This is a genomic window from Enterobacter sp. WCHEn090032, assembly GCF_003986875.1.
GTDB classification, from domain to species: Bacteria; Pseudomonadota; Gammaproteobacteria; order Enterobacterales; family Enterobacteriaceae; genus Enterobacter; species Enterobacter sichuanensis.
Genome location: NZ_RXRN01000003.1, coordinates 216,874 through 234,219, shown reverse-complemented (window position 1 = coordinate 234,219; position 17,346 = coordinate 216,874). Strand labels below are relative to the sequence as shown.

Annotated in this window: 15 protein-coding genes; 6 read left to right on the top strand and 9 right to left on the bottom strand. The window is 56.8% G+C overall.

The window, feature by feature from the left end; all coding sequences use genetic code 11:
- Nucleotides 1-15: 15 nt before the first annotated feature.
- On the bottom strand, nucleotides 16-1,734 hold the full coding sequence (gene poxB, locus EKN83_RS04080; RefSeq protein WP_126800384.1) for a ubiquinone-dependent pyruvate dehydrogenase: 1,719 nt from the start codon (nucleotides 1,732-1,734) through the stop codon (nucleotides 16-18).
- A gap of 151 nt (nucleotides 1,735-1,885) precedes the next feature.
- Here poxB and EKN83_RS04075 point away from each other — a divergent pair, with 151 nt between their 5' ends.
- Nucleotides 1,886-2,320, top strand: a complete 435-nt coding sequence (locus EKN83_RS04075) for a DoxX family protein (protein WP_025756042.1) — start codon at nucleotides 1,886-1,888, stop codon at nucleotides 2,318-2,320.
- A 91-nt stretch (nucleotides 2,321-2,411) separates the two neighbouring features.
- On the opposite strand, the gene hcr is transcribed toward EKN83_RS04075, so the two are convergent.
- From hcr to aqpZ, 4 genes are all read right to left on the bottom strand, one after another.
- A complete protein-coding gene (hcr, locus tag EKN83_RS04070; protein ID WP_126800383.1) occupies nucleotides 2,412-3,380 on the bottom strand; it encodes an NADH oxidoreductase in 969 nt (322 codons plus the stop codon).
- Between the two features lie 10 nt (nucleotides 3,381-3,390).
- Nucleotides 3,391-5,043: a hydroxylamine reductase gene (gene hcp / locus EKN83_RS04065; RefSeq protein WP_126800382.1), complete on the bottom strand. Its 1,653-nt coding sequence runs from the start codon at nucleotides 5,041-5,043 to the stop codon at nucleotides 3,391-3,393.
- Between the two features lie 144 nt (nucleotides 5,044-5,187).
- Nucleotides 5,188-6,087 carry a lysine exporter LysO family protein gene (locus EKN83_RS04060; protein WP_025756039.1) on the bottom strand — a complete coding sequence of 300 codons (900 nt, stop codon included), beginning with the start codon at nucleotides 6,085-6,087 and terminating at the stop codon, nucleotides 5,188-5,190.
- Nucleotides 6,088-6,255: 168 nt separating this feature from the next.
- Entirely contained in the window at nucleotides 6,256-6,951 is a 696-nt protein-coding gene (aqpZ, locus tag EKN83_RS04055) for an aquaporin Z (protein WP_025756038.1), read from the bottom strand.
- 372 nt (nucleotides 6,952-7,323) lie between these two features.
- On the opposite strand from aqpZ, the gene EKN83_RS04050 reads away from it, so the two are divergent.
- Complete coding sequence (locus EKN83_RS04050) at nucleotides 7,324-8,982, top strand: ATP-dependent endonuclease (RefSeq protein WP_045284513.1); 1,659 nt, start codon at nucleotides 7,324-7,326, stop codon at nucleotides 8,980-8,982.
- Here EKN83_RS04050 and EKN83_RS04045 read toward each other — a convergent pair.
- The gene (locus EKN83_RS04045; protein WP_094918121.1) at nucleotides 8,979-9,935 is read right to left on the bottom strand and encodes a VirK/YbjX family protein; all 957 of its coding nucleotides are present in this window, start codon (nucleotides 9,933-9,935) and stop codon (nucleotides 8,979-8,981) included. The genes EKN83_RS04050 and EKN83_RS04045 overlap by 4 nt on opposite strands.
- Nucleotides 9,936-10,094: 159 nt before the next feature.
- Between EKN83_RS04045 and macA the strand changes: the two genes are divergently transcribed.
- Complete coding sequence (macA, locus tag EKN83_RS04040; RefSeq protein ID WP_059386160.1) at nucleotides 10,095-11,210, top strand: macrolide transporter subunit MacA; 1,116 nt, start codon at nucleotides 10,095-10,097, stop codon at nucleotides 11,208-11,210.
- Nucleotides 11,207-13,147, top strand: coding sequence for a macrolide ABC transporter ATP-binding protein/permease MacB (gene macB, locus EKN83_RS04035; protein WP_047958146.1), 1,941 nt, complete (start codon nucleotides 11,207-11,209; stop codon nucleotides 13,145-13,147). Before macA ends, macB begins: the two co-directional genes overlap by 4 nt.
- A 70-nt stretch (nucleotides 13,148-13,217) precedes the next feature.
- Here macB and cspD read toward each other — a convergent pair whose 3' ends face one another.
- Complete coding sequence (gene cspD, locus EKN83_RS04030; protein WP_008499993.1) at nucleotides 13,218-13,439, bottom strand: cold shock-like protein CspD; 222 nt, start codon at nucleotides 13,437-13,439, stop codon at nucleotides 13,218-13,220.
- 267 nt (nucleotides 13,440-13,706) lie between these two features.
- Here cspD and clpS point away from each other — a divergent pair, with 267 nt between their 5' ends.
- Together clpS and clpA are read left to right on the top strand one after the other, a co-directional pair.
- The gene (clpS, locus tag EKN83_RS04025) at nucleotides 13,707-14,027 is read left to right on the top strand and encodes an ATP-dependent Clp protease adapter ClpS (protein WP_006174393.1); all 321 of its coding nucleotides are present in this window, start codon (nucleotides 13,707-13,709) and stop codon (nucleotides 14,025-14,027) included.
- Between the two features lie 27 nt (nucleotides 14,028-14,054).
- On the top strand, nucleotides 14,055-16,334 hold the full coding sequence (gene clpA / locus EKN83_RS04020; RefSeq protein ID WP_014831269.1) for an ATP-dependent Clp protease ATP-binding subunit ClpA: 2,280 nt from the start codon (nucleotides 14,055-14,057) through the stop codon (nucleotides 16,332-16,334).
- A gap of 80 nt (nucleotides 16,335-16,414) precedes the next feature.
- Here the strand turns inward: clpA and EKN83_RS04015 are convergent, their stop codons facing one another.
- Together EKN83_RS04015 and EKN83_RS04010 are read right to left on the bottom strand one after the other, a co-directional pair.
- Nucleotides 16,415-16,888, bottom strand: a complete 474-nt coding sequence (locus tag EKN83_RS04015; RefSeq protein WP_126800381.1) for an RES family NAD+ phosphorylase — start codon at nucleotides 16,886-16,888, stop codon at nucleotides 16,415-16,417.
- Nucleotides 16,885-17,328 carry an antitoxin Xre/MbcA/ParS toxin-binding domain-containing protein gene (locus tag EKN83_RS04010; protein WP_045284498.1) on the bottom strand — a complete coding sequence of 148 codons (444 nt, stop codon included), beginning with the start codon at nucleotides 17,326-17,328 and terminating at the stop codon, nucleotides 16,885-16,887. The genes EKN83_RS04015 and EKN83_RS04010 overlap by 4 nt, the downstream gene beginning before the upstream one ends.
- Nucleotides 17,329-17,346: the final 18 nt, after the last annotated feature.

Genomic DNA, 17,346 nt, shown 5'->3' with positions numbered 1-17,346 from the left:
GCGATGCCAGATGTTTTACCTGAGCCAGTTGGTTTTTGCCAGTTCGATCACCTCATCGCCGCGGCCGCTGATGATCGCACGCAGCATGTAGAGGCTAAAGCCTTTGGCCTGCTCCAGCTTGATCTGCGGCGGGATGGCCAGCTCCTCTTTGGCGACCACGACATCCACCAGCACCGGGCCGTCGATGGAAAAGGCGCGCTGCAGGGCTTCATCCACCTCTGACGCTTTCTCCACGCGGATGCCGGTAATGCCACAGGCCTCGGCGATGCGCGCGAAGTTGGTGTCGTGCAACTCGGTGCCGTCTGTCAGATAGCCGCCAGCTTTCATCTCCATCGCCACAAAGCCCAGCACGCTGTTATTAAAGACCACGATTTTCAGCGGCAGCTTCATTTGTACCACCGACAGGAAATCCCCCATCAGCATGCTGAACCCGCCATCGCCGCACATCGCCACCACCTGACGCTCCGGCGCTGTCGCTTTTGCCCCCAGCGCCTGCGGCATGGCGTTCGCCATCGAGCCGTGGTTGAACGAGCCGAGCAGACGGCGTTTGCCGTTCATTTTCAGATAGCGCGCCGCCCAGACGGTGGGGGTGCCTACGTCACAGGCGAAGATGGCATCGTCGTCTGCGAAATGGCTGATCTGCTGGGCCAAATACTGCGGATGGATCGCTTTGTCGCTCGGTTTGGCGAGGTCGTCCAGCCCCTTGCGGGCATCGCGATAATCGCTGAGGGCCTTGTCGAGGAACCTGCGATCTGTTTTCTCTTCCAGCAGCGGCAGCAGGGCGGCAAGGGTGGATTTGATGTCCCCCACCAGCGCCATATCGACCTTACTGTGTGCGCCGATGCTGGCCGGGTTGATATCAATCTGAATGATTTTGGCATCCGTCGGGTAGAACGCGCGATACGGGAACTGGGTGCCGAGCAAAATCAGGGTGTCGGCGTTCATCATGGTGTGGAAGCCGCTGGAAAAACCGATCAGCCCGGTCATTCCCACGTCATAGGGGTTGTCGTACTCGACGTGCTCTTTGCCGCGCAGGGCATGAACTATCGGGGCTTTCAGCTTGCCCGCAAATTCAAGCAGCTCCTTGTGCGCGCCAGCACAGCCGCTGCCGCACATCAGGGCGATATTGCTGGAGTAGCGCAGCAGCTGCGCCAGCTTTTTCAGCTCCTCTTCCGCTGGGGTGATGACCGGCTGCGGCGCGTGGTACCAGTGGGTACTGGCCCCTTCAGGCGCCGCCTTCAGGGCCACGTCGCCCGGGATGACGACCACAGAAACGCCCCGGTTCAGCACCGCCTTGCGCATGGCGATGGCCAGCACCTGCGGGATCTGCTCCGGGGATGAAACCAGCTCGCAATAGTGGCTGCATTCACGGAACAGCTCCTGCGGATGCGTCTCCTGAAAATAGCCGCTGCCGATTTCGGAAGAGGGGATGTGGGCGGCTATCGCCAGCACCGGCACGTGATTGCGGTGGCAGTCGAACAGCCCGTTGATCAGATGCAGGTTACCCGGCCCGCATGACCCGGCGCAGACGGCCAGTTCACCCGTGAGCTGTGCTTCGGCACCGGCAGCAAAGGCGGCGACCTCTTCATGACGGGTCGACATCCATTCAATGGTCTTCATCCTGTTAAGGCTATCGCTGAGGCCGTTAAGGGAATCCCCGGTTACGCCCCAGATACGTTTTACGCCTGCCTGTTCCAGGGTCTTCGCTATATATGCAGCCACGGTTTGTTTCATGGTGGTCCGTCTCCTTTTTGTGATTTCGCCTACAAGCTTAGAAGAAAGTCACTGTATTGCCTGCGCAATACCCCTCATTTAAAGGTGGTTTTCATGAGTGATTGTTCGGCATAATCTGTTCGGGTACAGGGTGAAAAATAAAGGATTTCAAATGGTTAAATCATTGTTAATGGCTGTAAATGAAAAGCTCGCGTGTGACGATCTCGGCAAACTCTTGTTACGACTTGCCGTCGGCGGGCTGATGCTGTTTCACGGTTTACACAAGTTGTTTGGCGGCGTCGGGTTTATCAGCGGCATGCTGGTGGAAAAAGGATTGCCGGGATTTATCGCTTACGGTGTGCTGATTGGCGAAGTGGTGGCACCGATCCTGATTATTGTCGGGCTCTTCACGCGCCCGGCGGCGCTGGTACTGGCGTTCACCATGATCGTGGCATGGCTGATGGTGGGCACGGGTAAAACCTTTGCGCTGGATGCCGTGGGGGCCTGGGCGATTGAGAGCCTGATGTACTTCTTTATCGGCTCGCTGGCGGTGGCGTTTTTAGGAGCCGGGCGTTACGCGCTGGGGAAAGCGCCCGCGTGGCGGTAGGGTAGTTGTAGGCCGGGTAAACGCAGTGCCACCCGGCAAAAAAGCCCGGTGGCGCTTACGCTTACCGGGCCTACGAACGAGCGTTTATTGTTTATGCGAGGACCAGATCGCCCTGCGGATGGCACGAACACGCCAGCACGTAACCTTCCGCGATCTCTGCGTCCGTCAGCGTCATGGTGCTGGTGACGGTATAATCACCGGACACCACTTTCGTTTTACAGCACCCACACACGCCAGCACGACAGGCTGCAGCCACCGGTACTTTATTGCTCTCCAGCGCCTCCAGCAGCGTGGTGCCCACGCGGCCAAAGAAGGTCTGCGCCGGTTGCAGTCTGGTGAACTGGATCCCGCTGGTTGCCGCTTCTGCCACCGGCGTGAAGAACTGCTCTTTGAAGAAGCGGGTGACGCCGAGCGCTTTTACGTCCTCTTCCACAATAGCCATGTACGGCGCCGGGCCGCAGGTCATCACGGTACGGTTTGCGATATCCGGTACGCTTCGCAGCAGTTCGCGGTTCAGACGCCCCGCGACAAAACCGTGCGTCGCGTTGCGTTCTGCCACCAGCGTGACCGGATAGTTGCGCCATTCGTCGGCAAAGATCACATCGTCCGGTGAACGCACGCTGAAGATCACCTGCACGTCAGCCTGCGGGCGGTTTTTGGCCAGCCAGCGGCGCATTGACATAATCGGCGTCACGCCACAACCGGCCGCCAGCAGCAGGAACTTATCCTCTGCTTTGTCGTCACAGGTGAAATCGCCCTGGGCGTCAGACAGCCAGAGGTAATCTCCACGCTTCACGTCCTGGGTCAGCCACCGGGAGCCTGCCCCGTCATCAATACGGCGGATGGTCAGCGTAATGTACTCGCTCACGCCCGGCGTCGAGGAAAGCGTGTAGGCGCGCAGCGTATCCGCACTGTTGCGGACACTGACCAGTGCATACTGACCTGCGCGGTACGGATAGTAGTCATGGCACAGCAGTGACAGCGTCCACACATCCGGCGTCTCCTGATGGATGTGATGGACCTGCATCCGCCACGGACATTGTGAGGTTGGCATGGTCATGAATAACTCCTTACGCGCTCAGCAGCTGCTGCATGTCTTCTTCAACGGTGGTCACGGAACGCAGACCGAATTTTTCATTCAGTACGGCCAGCAGGTCCGGTGTCAGGAAACCTGGCGCGGTCGGGCCGGTGACGATGTTGGTTACGCCCAGCGAAAGCAGGGTCAGCAGGATCACGATGGCCTTCTGCTCAAACCAGGAGAGCACCAGAGACAGCGGCAGATCGTTTACGCCACAGCCCAGTTTTTCCGCCAGGGTGACAGCCAGAACGATCGCCGAGTAAGCATCGTTACACTGACCGGCATCCACCAGACGCGGCAGACCTTCGATGTTGCCGAAGTCCAGCTTGTTGAAACGGTATTTACCGCAGGCCAAAGTCAGGATCAGGCAATCTTCTGGCACGCGGGTGGCGAAGTCGGTGAAGTAGTTACGCTCGCCGCGCGCGCCGTCGCAGCCGCCGATCAGGAAGATATGACGCAGTTTTTTACGGCTGACGAGGTCAATCAGGGAATCTGCAGCGCCGAGCAGGGTTTCGCGACCGAAGCCGACGGTGATGAGATGCGGGATCTCGCTGTACGGGAAGCCAGCCATCTGCTGCGCCTGCGCAATCACCGGACCGAAATCGTCACCTTCAAGGTGGCTCACGCCCGGCCAGCCAACAATGCTGCGGGTCCAGATGCGATCGTCATATGCCCCGACGGTCGGGTCGATGATGCAGTTTGAGGTCATCACAACAGGACCCGGGAAGCGGGCGAACTCGACCTGCTGGTTCTGCCAGCCGCTGCCGTAGTTACCGATCAGATGCGTAAATTTACGCAGCTCCGGATAGCCGTGCGCCGGTAGCATTTCCCCGTGGGTATAGACGTTAACGCCGGTGCCTTCGGTTTGTTTCAGCAGGTTGTAGAGATCTTTCAGGTCATGACCGGAGATCAGAATGCATTTGCCTTTGGTCGCTTTGACGTTGACCTGGGTTGGCGTTGGGTGCCCATAGGTGCTGGTTTCACCGGCATCCAGAATGCTCATTACGCGGAAGTTCATCTGGCCGATTTCCATCGAGCATTCCAGCAGCGCGTTCATATCGGCAGGCCAGGTCCCCAGCCACGCCATGATGTTGTGGTACTGGGCGTAAATCTCATTGTCTGACTTCCCGAGCACGTGCGCGTGCTCCATATACGCCGCAGCGCCTTTCAGACCGTACAGGCACAGCAGGCGCAGGCCGAGAATGTTCTCACCAATCACGGCTTTGTCTTTGTTTGGAGTGAATTCCGCCGCCTGACGCTGCAACTCGCCCAGATCGTCACTCAACAGCTGAAGTTCAGACATCGGGTGTTCCACGCGGGCGCTCGCATCCGCCTTCAGGCACTGTGCTTTCAGCGCTTCACGCAGGGCAATTGCTTCACGGGCATACCCGACGATGCGCGGGGAGTCGAAGTTGACGTTGGTCAGCGTGGAAAAGAAGGCGCGCGGGGCGAAGCTGTCGACGTAGTGGTCGATGATGCCGTATTCGCGGGCTTTGGATGCCCATGCGGAAAGGCCTTGCAGGGCCGCAATCAGCAGGTCCTGCAGGTCAGATGTTTCTGCGGTTTTGCCGCACATACCCTGTGCGTAAGAGCAGCCATTGCCTGCCGGGGTACGGATGGTTTGTTCACATTGCACACAAAACATAATCACACCTGTTAAAGTTATATTTGATATACATGTTTAAGGTTATGCCTGTGTCAGAACGGTGAAAAGGGCTTTCTACGACAAAATAGAGGGAGCTTGATTTAGCGCAATTTTGGCGGCAGGTTCGCTACCGCCAAAGAGGTATCAGGCAGAGAAGAGTGCCATCAGAACGGGAACCAGCAGGCTTAAAATAAAGCCGTGAACAATGGCGGCAGGGACCATCTCCAGCCCGCCAGAACGCTGCAGTACCGGGAGGGTAAAGTCCATCGACGTCGCGCCGCAAAGCCCCAGCGCGGTAGAGCGGCTGCGGCGCACCAGGCCCGGGATCAGCATGATAGCAAGCAGCTCACGCGCCAGATCGTTAAAGAAGGCGGCGCTGCCAATCACCGGACCGAAGGACTCGGTCAGCAGAATGCCGGAGAGGGAGTACCAGCCAAACCCTGATGCCATGGCCAGACCGGTTTTCAGCGGCAGGTCGAGAATAAAAGCGTTAATCACGCCCGCCACCATAGAACTGGCGATAACAATAACCGCGACCATCATTCCCCGACGATTGAGGACAATTTGCTTCAGGGTCATGCCATTATTTCGCAGCTGGATACCAATCAGGAACAGCAGGAAGATCAGCGTATATTCGCTGGCCTCTGTCGCGTGCTGTAAAAACGCCCAGCCGGTCAGCCCCAGAAGAAAACCGAGCACCACGACGCCGCACAGTTTTAATGATTCCAGCGCCATCGCTATGCGGGACGGAAGTTTTTCCTGATGGTGGTGGTTTTTCCACGGAATAGTGCGTTCAAGCCAGAACAATGCGGCAATATTACACAGCAAAATAACCACAACAGTGACCGCAGAATAATGCAGGATCGCCAGCAGATTGGTCGCCAGGTTATCCAGAAAGGCCAGGCTGATTCCCATAAAAAAAAGAATGACGTAAACAATCCAGCTGAGAAAACGGTTAATCAGCCGTAAGGCGGATTCCTGATGCAGTGGGATAAGGTAGCCCACAATCAGGGGCAGCAGAATAATGAGGAGTCCTGAAAACATGAACAGCCGGTCCTTGTGAGTATCTGTTGAGCGCCAGAGACACTACCCAATAAAGGCTGTTCAGTAAAGCGGCAAAAAGAAAGCCGGGTGGCGCTACGCCTTACCCGGCCTGTGTGTGCGGCCTGTTGCCCTCACCCCGGCCCTCTCCCACAGGAGAGGGAGGGAAGATTAATCGCGTTTTTCCAGCAGGGTGCGATACAGCACGCCGCCCAGAATACCGCCGACGATAGGCATGACCCAGAACAGCCACAGCTGCTCCAGCGCCCAGCCACCCTGGAAGATAGCCACTGCGGTACTGCGCGCCGGGTTAACGGAGGTGTTGGTGACCGGAATGGAGATCAGGTGGATAAGCGTCAATGCCAGACCAATGGCAATCGGCGCGAAACCAGCAGGTGCGTGTTTGTCGGTTGCGCCGTGGATGACCAGCAGGAAACCAGCGGTCAGCACAATTTCAATCACGATAGCCGACAGCATGGAATATCCGCCCGGAGAGTGTTCGCCGAAGCCGTTAGAGGCGAAACCGCTGGCTGCCGCGTCGAAGCCCGCTTTACCGCTGGCGATGACGTACAGAACGGCTGCGGCAATAATACCGCCCACCACCTGGGCGACGATATAACCGATCACCTCTTTCGCCGGGAAACGACCACCGGCCCATAAACCCAACGTCACGGCCGGGTTAAAATGACCGCCGGAAATATGACCCACGGCAAAGGCCATGGTTAATACGGTTAAACCAAAGGCCAGCGCCACGCCGACAAAACCAATACCTAATTCCGGGAATGCTGCTGCCAGAACGGCGCTACCGCAGCCACCAAATACCAGCCAGAATGTACCAAAGCATTCTGCTGCCAATTTTCTAAACATAACCACCTCAACATAATTTCCGCACGCTTTCCCGCATGCGGGATATATCGCCATAAAGGGATGACGACTCAAAGAGCCTGTATTTTAAAAACCAATAACATCCCTTCGCCACTTAAATAAATTTGTTTAATTTGATTTAAGGCAATGTGATGTCAATCCTTGTTCAAACTGGAGGTGAATACAGCATAGTCCAATTTGCGGACAATAGTTTGTTGTGCTGTTGACACTATTTCAAATGAAACCTGCCACGGAAATTCTTAATTTTTCGTGCTGGCGCAGAATAATCAGGACCTCTGGCAGTGTTCCGCGCGGCATCCTCCCGCTATACTGCTGATAACTTAAAGGAAAAAGTGATTATTTCGCGGGGGACTTATGCTTCTCGAACGAGTGGAAATTGTCGGGTTTCGCGGTATTAACCGCCTGTCGCTGCAGCTGGAGCAGAACAACGTCCTGATCGGCGAGAACGCGTGGGGTAAGTCCAGCCTGCTGGATGCGCTGACGTTACTGCTTTCGCCCGAAGACGATCTGTATCACTTCGTCCGGGACGATTTCTGGTTTCCGCCCGGTGATGTCAATGGCCGCGAGAAGCACCTGCATATCATCCTGACGTTCCGGGAATCCGAACCGGGCCGTCACCGCGTGCGGCGCTTCCGTCCGCTGTCACCCTGCTGGGTGCCGTGCGATGACGGCTTCCACCGGATTTTCTATCGGCTGGAAGGGGAGATGGCGGAAAACGAAGGCGTACTCACGCTGCGTGAGTTTCTCGACGAGAAAGCCAATCCTATCCCGCTGGACAATATTGACGATCTGGCCCGCCACCTGATCCGCCTGACGCCGGTATTACGCTTGCGCGATGCGCGTTTTATGCGGCGTATTCGTAACGGTACCGTACCGAATATGCCGGAAGTGGAAGTCACCGCTCGCGAGCTGGATTTTCTGGCGCGGGAGCTGGTGTCTCGTCCACAAAATCTGACCGATGGCCAAATCCGCCAGGGGTTGTCCGCGATGGTACAACTGCTGGAGCACTATTTTTCCGAGCAGGGGACCTCGGAGTCCCGCCATCGTCTGATGCGCCGCCGCTCTCATGATGAGCAACGAAGCTGGCGCTATCTCGATATCATTAACCGGATGATTGACCGGCCCGGCGGGCGTACGCATCGGGTGATTTTGCTGGGGCTGTTCTCCACGCTTCTGCAGGCCAAAGGCACCGTCCGTCTTGACCGGGACGCCCGACCGCTGTTGCTGGTGGAAGATCCTGAAACCCGCCTGCATCCCATTATGCTCTCCGTGGCATGGCATCTGCTGAATCTGCTGCCGCTCCAGCGCATTACGACCACCAACTCCGGTGAGCTGTTATCCCTGACGCCGGTTGAACACGTCTGTCGTCTGGTGCGTGAATCTTCCCGTGTCACCGCTTACCGACTGGGGCCGGGCGGCATGAACGCGGAAGACGGGCGGCGCATCGCGTTTCATATCCGCTTTAACCGGGCGTCATCGCTCTTTGCCCGCTGCTGGCTGCTGGTGGAGGGAGAGACGGAAACCTGGGTCATTAACGAACTGGCGCGCCAGTGTGGTCACCATTTTGATGCGGAAGGCATTAAGGTGATCGAATTCGCCCAGTCGGGATTAAAGCCGTTGATTAAATTCGCACGCCGGATGGGGATCGAGTGGCACGTCCTGGTCGACGGTGATGAGGCGGGCAAAAAATATGCTTCGACCGTGCGTAGCCTGCTCAATAACGAGCGGGAAGAAGAGCGCGACCATTTAACTATGCTGCCCGCGATGGACATGGAGCACTTTATGTATCGTCAGGGGTTCGACGACGTATTCCACCGAATTGCCATGGTGCCTGTCGATGTCCCGATGAACATGCGGCGAGTGATCGCCAAAGCCATTCATCGTTCGTCAAAACCGGATTTAGCCATTGAAGTGGCGACGGAAGCGGGAAGGCGGGGCGTGGAGGCGGTACCGACTCTGCTGCGTAAGATGTTTTCCCGCGTGCTGTGGCTGGCACGCGGGAAAGCGGATTAGCGTTGAGTTGCCTGATTGACCTGCTGAATCAGGCTATCCAGCAGTTCATAACGGCGGCGATACTCGGCGCGCTTTTTGCTCGCGATCTCTTCCATCGGTTTACGCGGCATGGCAAGCGGCAGCAGGAAGTGACCGTTATCCTGTTTTTCACCGCCGATCGAGACCCAGAAACTGTCGTAATCAGCCAGCAGTTTCCCCTCTTTTTTCTTGCGGTAACGCCAGCTGCGATAGATGTGTGTGGCGTTACTGACGGCAACGATCTGCTCGACCGGGAAAGCGGTGCCAAGCGTCATCGCGGCTTCCAGCAGCAGACGTTTCGGGAACAGACCGTGACAGGCTTTCGTCGCCCCCTGGATCAGCTCATGGGGAACGTGCGCTTTTGCGCCCTGTAGACCGCCGATGAACAGCGTCGTTTTTCCTGCAAACTGGCAGAGCGTAAAGGTCATTTCCGCCAGCACCGTGTTGTGCCTGTCGCAGAAGGCGAGGGTGGCTTCCCCTTCTTTATCCAGGAACGCATCAGCGCACAGACGAACGGTGAACTGCTGTTCCTCTTTGCCGGTTAAGGTCAGCAGGGTGTAACCTGGCTTAGAAAGATAACCCGCAAGCAGCGTCGCAGGAAGCTGGCGGCTCAGGGTCTGATAGTGCCAGTTAAGCGATTCCAGCGCATGCTGACGATCCATCTTCACCGTCAGCCAGGGGCGGTGCAGCCGGCACGGCAGTCCTGGCTGGACCTGCAGCATCTGCATCAGACGCGGTTGCTTAGCAAGGCTCGTTAACAGGCGCGCGGTGCTAATGGGTGTCGCCAGCGAACGTAACATGAATTTACGTCGATAGGCGGGGTTCTGCCACGCCAGCCCTGGCGTGAGCGTACCGAAAGCCAGATTTTTGAAGAGCTGCCAGCCCGATTTAGGCTGTGGCAGGCTGGAAAAAGGTGTATCGACGATGGAAGACATGATAGATCCTGCTTCTTGATGAATATCTCCATTTCAGCAGGCGAACGTTCAACGTCTCGTAAACAAATTGTGACGATTTCAGGGAACGGGGGTTTCGTTGAGGAGTCGTTTAGATAGAATCAACATTTATTATTGCCAGAACATTTAATTGGAATATTTATGAACCTTAAGGGAAAACGCAGAACGCTGTTTCTGCTGCTGGCGGTCGTGGTGTTAGCCGGTGGGTACTGGCTATGGCAAGTGCTTAATGCGCCTGTGCCACAGTATCAGACATTGATTGTTCGTCCTGGCGAACTGCAGCAAAACGTCCTCGCGACGGGCAAGCTGGATGCCCTGCGCAAGGTTGACGTGGGTGCCCAGGTGAGCGGCCAGTTGAAAACGCTGTCGGTAGAGATTGGCGATAAGGTGAAAAAAGGTCAGCTGCTTGGGGTTATCGATCCTGAACAGGCTGAGAACCAGATCCGCGAGGTGGAAGCCACGCTGATGGAGCTGCGCGCTCAGCGCGCCCAGGCGCTGGCAGAGCGTAACCTGGCTCAGGTCACACTGACCCGCCAGCAGGCGCTGGCGAAAACCCAGGCTATTTCGAAACAAGATTTAGATACGGCCACCACAGAACTGGCGGTAAAACAGGCGCAGATTGGCACCATCGACGCGCAAATCAAACGCAACCAGGCCTCGCTGGATACGGCGAAAACCAACCTCGACTATACGCAAATCGTCGCGCCGATGGCTGGCGAAGTCACCCAGATCACCACTCTGCAGGGGCAGACGGTGATTGCCGCGCAGCAGGCGCCAAACATCCTGACGCTGGCGGACATGAGCACCATGCTGGTCAAAGCCCAGGTCTCCGAGGCGGACGTTATCCATCTCAAACCGGGGCAAAACGCCTGGTTTACGGTGCTGGGGGATCCGCAGACTCGTTACGAAGGCGTGCTGAAAGACATTCTGCCGACGCCGGAAAAGGTTAACGACGCCATCTTCTACTATGCCCGTTTTGAAGTGCCGAACCCGCAGGGCGTGCTGCGTCTGGACATGACCGCGCAGGTGCATATCCAACTGACCGGCGTGAAGAACGTGCTGACTATTCCCCTCTCTGCGCTGGGCGAGTCCGCCGGGGATAACCGCTATAAAGTCAAAGTGCTGCGCAACGGGGAAACGCGCGAGCGTGAAGTGGTGATTGGCGCGCGCAACGACACCGATGTAGTGGTGGTGAAAGGGCTGGAAGAGGGGGAGGAGGTTGTCATCAGCGAAAGCCTGCCCGGAGCCGCGAAATGACGGCGCTGCTTGAGCTGAACGACATTCGCCGCAGCTACCCCTCGGGCGATGGCCCGGTGGAGGTGCTGAAAGGGATCTCTCTGCGCGTGGAGGCGGGCGAGATGGTGGCGATTGTCGGCGCATCGGGATCCGGGAAATCGACGCTGATGAACATTCTCGGCTGTCTGGATAAACCGACCAGCGGCACCTATCGCGTGGCCGGAACGGACATCTCCACGCTGGACGGCGACGCGCTGGCGAAGCTGCGTCGGGAGCACTTCGGCTTTATCTTCCAGCGTTACCATCTGCTCTCTCACCTCAATGCGGCGCAGAACGTCGAAGTGCCGGCGGTCTATGCCGGCGTGGAGCGGAAAAAGCGTCTTGAGCGCGCGCAGATGCTGCTGACGCGTCTGGGGCTGGCGGAGCGGGTGGAGTACCAGCCTTCGCAGCTTTCAGGCGGCCAGCAGCAGCGCGTGAGTATTGCCCGTGCCCTGATGAACGGCGGGCAGGTGATCCTCGCGGATGAACCCACCGGGGCGCTCGATAGCCATTCCGGCGAAGAGGTGATGGCGATCCTCCACCAGCTGCGCGATCAGGGACACACGGTGATTATCGTGACGCATGACCCGCAGGTGGCGGCGCAGGCGGAACGCATTATTGAGATCCACGACGGCGAGCTGGTCAGCAATCCGCCTCCGGGAGCGTCCAGAGCGGCGGCGACGAAAGAAGCGCTACCGCCGTCCACCGGCTGGGGACAATTCTCCAGCGGCTTTCGTGAAGCGCTTGCCATGGCCTGGCTGGCGATGGCGGCGAATAAAATGCGCACCCTGCTCACCATGCTCGGCATCATTATCGGTATCGCCTCGGTGGTATCGATTGTGGTGGTGGGCGACGCGGCCAAGCAGCTGGTGCTGGCCGATATCCGCGCGATTGGCACCAATACCATTGACGTCTATCCCGGCAAAGACTTTGGCGACGACGAGCCGCAGTATCAGCAGTCCCTGAAATATGACGATCTGGCGGCGATTCAGAAGCAGCCGTGGGTCAACTCGGCTACGCCGGCCGTGTCGCAAAATTTGCGCCTGCGCGTGGGTAACGTGGACGTTGCCGCCAGCGCGAACGGCGTCAGCGGGGACTATTTCAACGTTTACGGTATGACCTTCAGTGAAGGTGCGACCTTCAATGCCGAACAGCTGGCAGGCAGGGCGCAGGTGGTGGTACTGGACGCGAACTCACGCAGACAGCTTTTCCCCAATAAAGCGAATGTGGTGGGGGAAGTGATCCTGGTCGGCAATATGCCGGCTACGGTCATCGGCGTGGCGGAAGAGAAGCAGTCGATGTTTGGCAGCAGCAAGATCCTGCGCGTCTGGCTACCCTATACCACCATCTCCGGGCGGATTATGGGGCAGTCCTGGCTTAACTCCATCACCGTGCGCGTGAAGGAGGGCTACGACAGCGCGCTGGCTGAACAGCAGCTTGAGCGGCTGTTAACCCTGCGCCACGGGAAGAAGGATTTCTTCACCTGGAACATGGACGGCCTCTTGAAAACGGCGGAAAAGACCACACGTACTCTTCAGTTGTTCCTCACGCTGGTGGCAGTCATTTCGCTGGTCGTTGGCGGTATCGGGGTGATGAATATCATGCTGGTGTCGGTGACCGAACGCACCCGTGAGATTGGTATCCGCATGGCGGTCGGGGCCAGAGCCAGCGACGTGCTGCAACAGTTTTTGATTGAAGCTGTGCTGGTGTGTCTGGTGGGGGGCGCGATGGGCATTGCGCTCTCGATGATGATCGCATTTGCGCTGCAGCTCTTTTTACCCGGCTGGGAAATTGGCTTCTCACCGGTGGCCATTCTTACCGCGTTTTTGTGTTCAACCTTTACCGGCATTTTGTTTGGCTGGTTACCCGCCCGCAATGCGGCGCGGCTGGATCCGGTGGATGCACTGGCCCGCGAATAGGCTGAAAATAAAAATGCCAGCCGATCGGGCTGGCATTTTGACTGCGGGATGTACACAATAAAACAGAGAGCTATGCAACCGTCTCTGCTTCAATGGGTACGATAAGGCTTGCGTGATTGCCTTTGGGTCCCTGGTGTACATCGAACCGGACGGACTGCCCGGCTTTGAGCGTTCTGTAACCATCCATCTGAATGGTGGAATAGTGAGCGAAGATATCCTCGCCGCCGCCTTCGGGGCAGATGAAGCCAAACCCTTTGGCGTTGTTGAACCACTTAACAGTACCCATTTCCATGCTTCGACATCCTTCGTAAATCTTATAAGTTAAGATGGAATGAACCGGTGGTGGAGTGGGGGCTGTTCAAAACCTCGCCATCTCACGCTTGTACAATTTAGAGAAACGAAAGAAGTCGTCAAGCGTTTGGCGCTGGAGATGGGACAATAATCAACCAAAGTTTGAAGCAGTTAACGCTATTGCAACAGTTTGTGACAGACATCGCGGATGACAGTAATAGATGATTGTTATCTAACATCTGAGGTAGATTCAAAGTGGTTATGCAAAATGGGTAAGACCAACGACTGGCTGGATTTTGACCAGCTGGCGGAAGACAAAGTGCGTGACGCGCTAAAACCGCCATCTATGTATAAAGTTATGTTAATGAACGATGATTACACGCCGATGGAATTTGTTATTGACGTGCTACAAAAGTTCTTTTCTTATGATGTAGAACGTGCAACGCAACTGATGCTTACCGTTCATTATCGTGGCAAAGCTATCTGCGGCATCTTCACAGCCGAAGTGGCGGAAACCAAAGTGGCGATGGTGAACGACTATGCGAGGGAGAACGAGCATCCGTTGCTGTGTACGCTGGAAAAGGCCTGATAAGGCATAAAATTGGGGGAGGTGCCTATGCTCAATCAAGAACTGGAACTCAGTTTAAACATGGCTTTCGCCAGAGCGCGTGAGCACCGACATGAGTTTATGACCGTCGAGCACCTGCTGCTCGCACTGCTTAGCAACCCATCTGCCCGCGAAGCGCTGGAAGCCTGCTCCGTGGATCTGGTGGCGCTACGTCAGGAACTCGAAGCCTTCATCGAACAAACCACACCGGTGCTGCCAGCCAGTGAAGAGGAGCGCGACACGCAGCCGACGCTCAGCTTCCAGCGTGTGCTGCAGCGCGCGGTATTTCACGTCCAGTCTTCCGGACGTAGCGAAGTGACTGGCGCAAACGTCTTGGTCGCCATCTTCAGCGAGCAGGAGTCACAGGCTGCCTACCTGCTGCGCAAACACGAAGTCAGCCGACTCGATGTGGTTAACTTTATTTCTCACGGAACGCGCAAAGACGAGCCTAACCAGGCATCGGATTCCAGCAATCAGGTCAATAACAATGAAGAGCAAGCAGGCGGGGAGGATCGTATGGAAAACTTCACCACCAACCTTAATCAGCTTGCTCGCGTTGGCGGTATCGACCCGCTGATTGGTCGCGATAAAGAGCTGGAGCGTGCCATCCAGGTACTGTGCCGTCGCCGCAAGAACAACCCGCTGCTGGTGGGGGAATCTGGCGTGGGTAAAACCGCGATTGCCGAAGGTCTTGCCTGGCGCATTGTGCAGGGCGACGTGCCGGAAGTAATTGCCGATTGCACCATCTACTCGCTGGATATTGGCTCGCTGCTGGCGGGCACGAAATACCGTGGTGATTTTGAAAAACGCTTCAAGGCGCTGTTAAAACAGCTGGAGCAGGACACCAACAGCATCCTGTTTATTGATGAGATCCACACCATCATCGGTGCCGGTGCGGCCTCCGGTGGCCAGGTGGATGCCGCAAACCTGATCAAACCGCTGCTCTCCAGCGGCAAGATCCGCGTGATTGGCTCTACCACCTACCAGGAGTTCAGCAACATCTTTGAGAAAGATCGTGCGCTGGCGCGTCGCTTCCAGAAAATCGACGTGACCGAACCGTCCGTCGAGGAAACGGTGCAGATCATCAACGGCCTGAAACCGAAGTATGAAGCGCACCACGACGTGCGTTATACCGCGAAAGCGGTGCGTGCGGCGGTGGAGCTGGCGGTGAAATACATCAACGACCGTCATCTGCCGGATAAGGCGATCGACGTCATTGATGAGGCAGGGGCGCGTGCGCGTCTGATGCCGGCCAGCAAGCGTAAGAAAACCGTTAACGTGGCGGATATTGAGTCCGTGGTGGCCCGTATTGCGCGCATTCCTGAGAAGAGCGTCTCTCAGAGCGACCGCGACACGCTGCGTACTCTTGGCAACCGCCTGAAAATGCTGGTCTTTGGTCAGGATAAAGCCATTGAGGCCTTAACCGAAGCGATCAAGATGGCCCGTGCCGGGCTGGGGCATGAGCATAAACCTGTCGGTTCCTTCCTGTTCGCCGGTCCAACCGGTGTGGGGAAAACCGAGGTGACGGTTCAGCTCTCCAAAGCACTGGGCATCGAGCTGCTGCGCTTTGATATGTCCGAGTATATGGAGCGTCACACCGTCAGCCGTTTGATCGGTGCGCCTCCGGGCTACGTGGGCTTTGACCAGGGCGGGCTGCTCACCGACGCGGTGATCAAGCATCCGCACGCGGTACTGCTGCTTGATGAAATCGAGAAAGCGCACCCGGACGTGTTCAACATCCTGCTGCAGGTGATGGACAACGGGACGCTGACCGACAACAACGGGCGCAAGGCGGACTTCCGCAACGTGGTGCTGGTGATGACCACCAACGCCGGGGTACGTGAAACCGAGCGTAAATCCATCGGTCTTATCCACCAGGATAACAGCACCGATGCGATGGAAGAGATCAAGAAGATCTTTACGCCGGAGTTCCGTAACCGTCTGGACAACATTATCTGGTTCGATCACCTGTCTACCGAGGTGATCCATCAGGTGGTGGATAAGTTCATCGTCGAGCTGCAGGTTCAGCTGGATCAGAAAGGCGTGTCGCTGGAAGTGAGCCAGGAGGCCCGCAACTGGCTGGCCGAGAAAGGCTACGACCGTGCGATGGGTGCCCGTCCGATGGCGCGTGTGATTCAGGATAACCTGAAGAAACCGCTGGCGAACGAGCTGCTGTTTGGCTCGCTGGTGGACGGCGGTCAGGTGACCGTGGCGCTGGATCAGGCGAAGAACGAACTGACGTACGATTTCCAGAGTGCGGCGAAGCATAAGCCGGAAGCGGCTCACTAAGTGGAAAGTTAAACGTAAAAACCGGGCACAGGCCCGGTTTTTTTATGCCTGGTCCTGAAAAATCAGAGCCGTATCTGCTTTCAGGGTGCGGTTTTTTCTGCCAGGCGGGGATCAAAAATAAACGGCAGTCGCTTAACCGTGCCCAGTACCTGTTGAAACACCGGATGTAATGGGTTAAGTATGGCGTTATTTTCGTAAGGAATGATGCAGGAAGGCAGGATAAGCGCCAGCGCGCTGCGGGATTGTAGCCAACCGGTGCCCAGATCCATCGTCGAGACCGGTGCCGGGTTCTCCTGCCAGTCATCGGGCAGCCATGCTTTGTCCAGATAATCAATCTGCTCATCCGGGATTTCGATGCTGAACAGCTGGTACTGATTCAACACGCTGTCTTTTTTGACATGTACCAGAATTTCCAGCGATGCCAGCGAGATGGTGGTGGAAACATACACGGCAGGATGCCCCTTATGATTCCAGCGCCCGCCATACTGGTTTGCGCCGCTACCACTCCATGCTTCGCTGGCATAGCGTCCCGTCACCAGCCGATAAAAAATCATGCAAACACACCGTGTTCAAGCCGACCAATCAAATCGGTCACTTCCAGCGCGCCCGTTTCTGTCGCAATTAAATCGACAGGTGCTCTGTTCCCCAACCCTCGCACCGGAGATTGCAGCCAGGTCCAGGCTTCATCTTTACTGCCAAAGTAATCGACGGCAGCATCCAGCACCCGAACGAAACGCGCGACGCGTTCGCTTTCATCTGGGGTCAGCGTACGGCCCGCGCTTTTGCGGCGCGCGACGTTACGCTCGTTAATCCCGGTCACGCGCAAAATGTCTGCTTTCGACATCGCCGTCCACTCGTGGATATTGTCGAGGACGCTAACGGGTAATCCCTGATTGAGATACTCGACCAACCGCATACCCCGGTTTGCCGGTAACCCCGCAAATCGCCAGAGCGCGTTATCAGCAGGCTTCTGTGCAGGAACCCATGTTCTCATTTTTACCTCCTGATGATT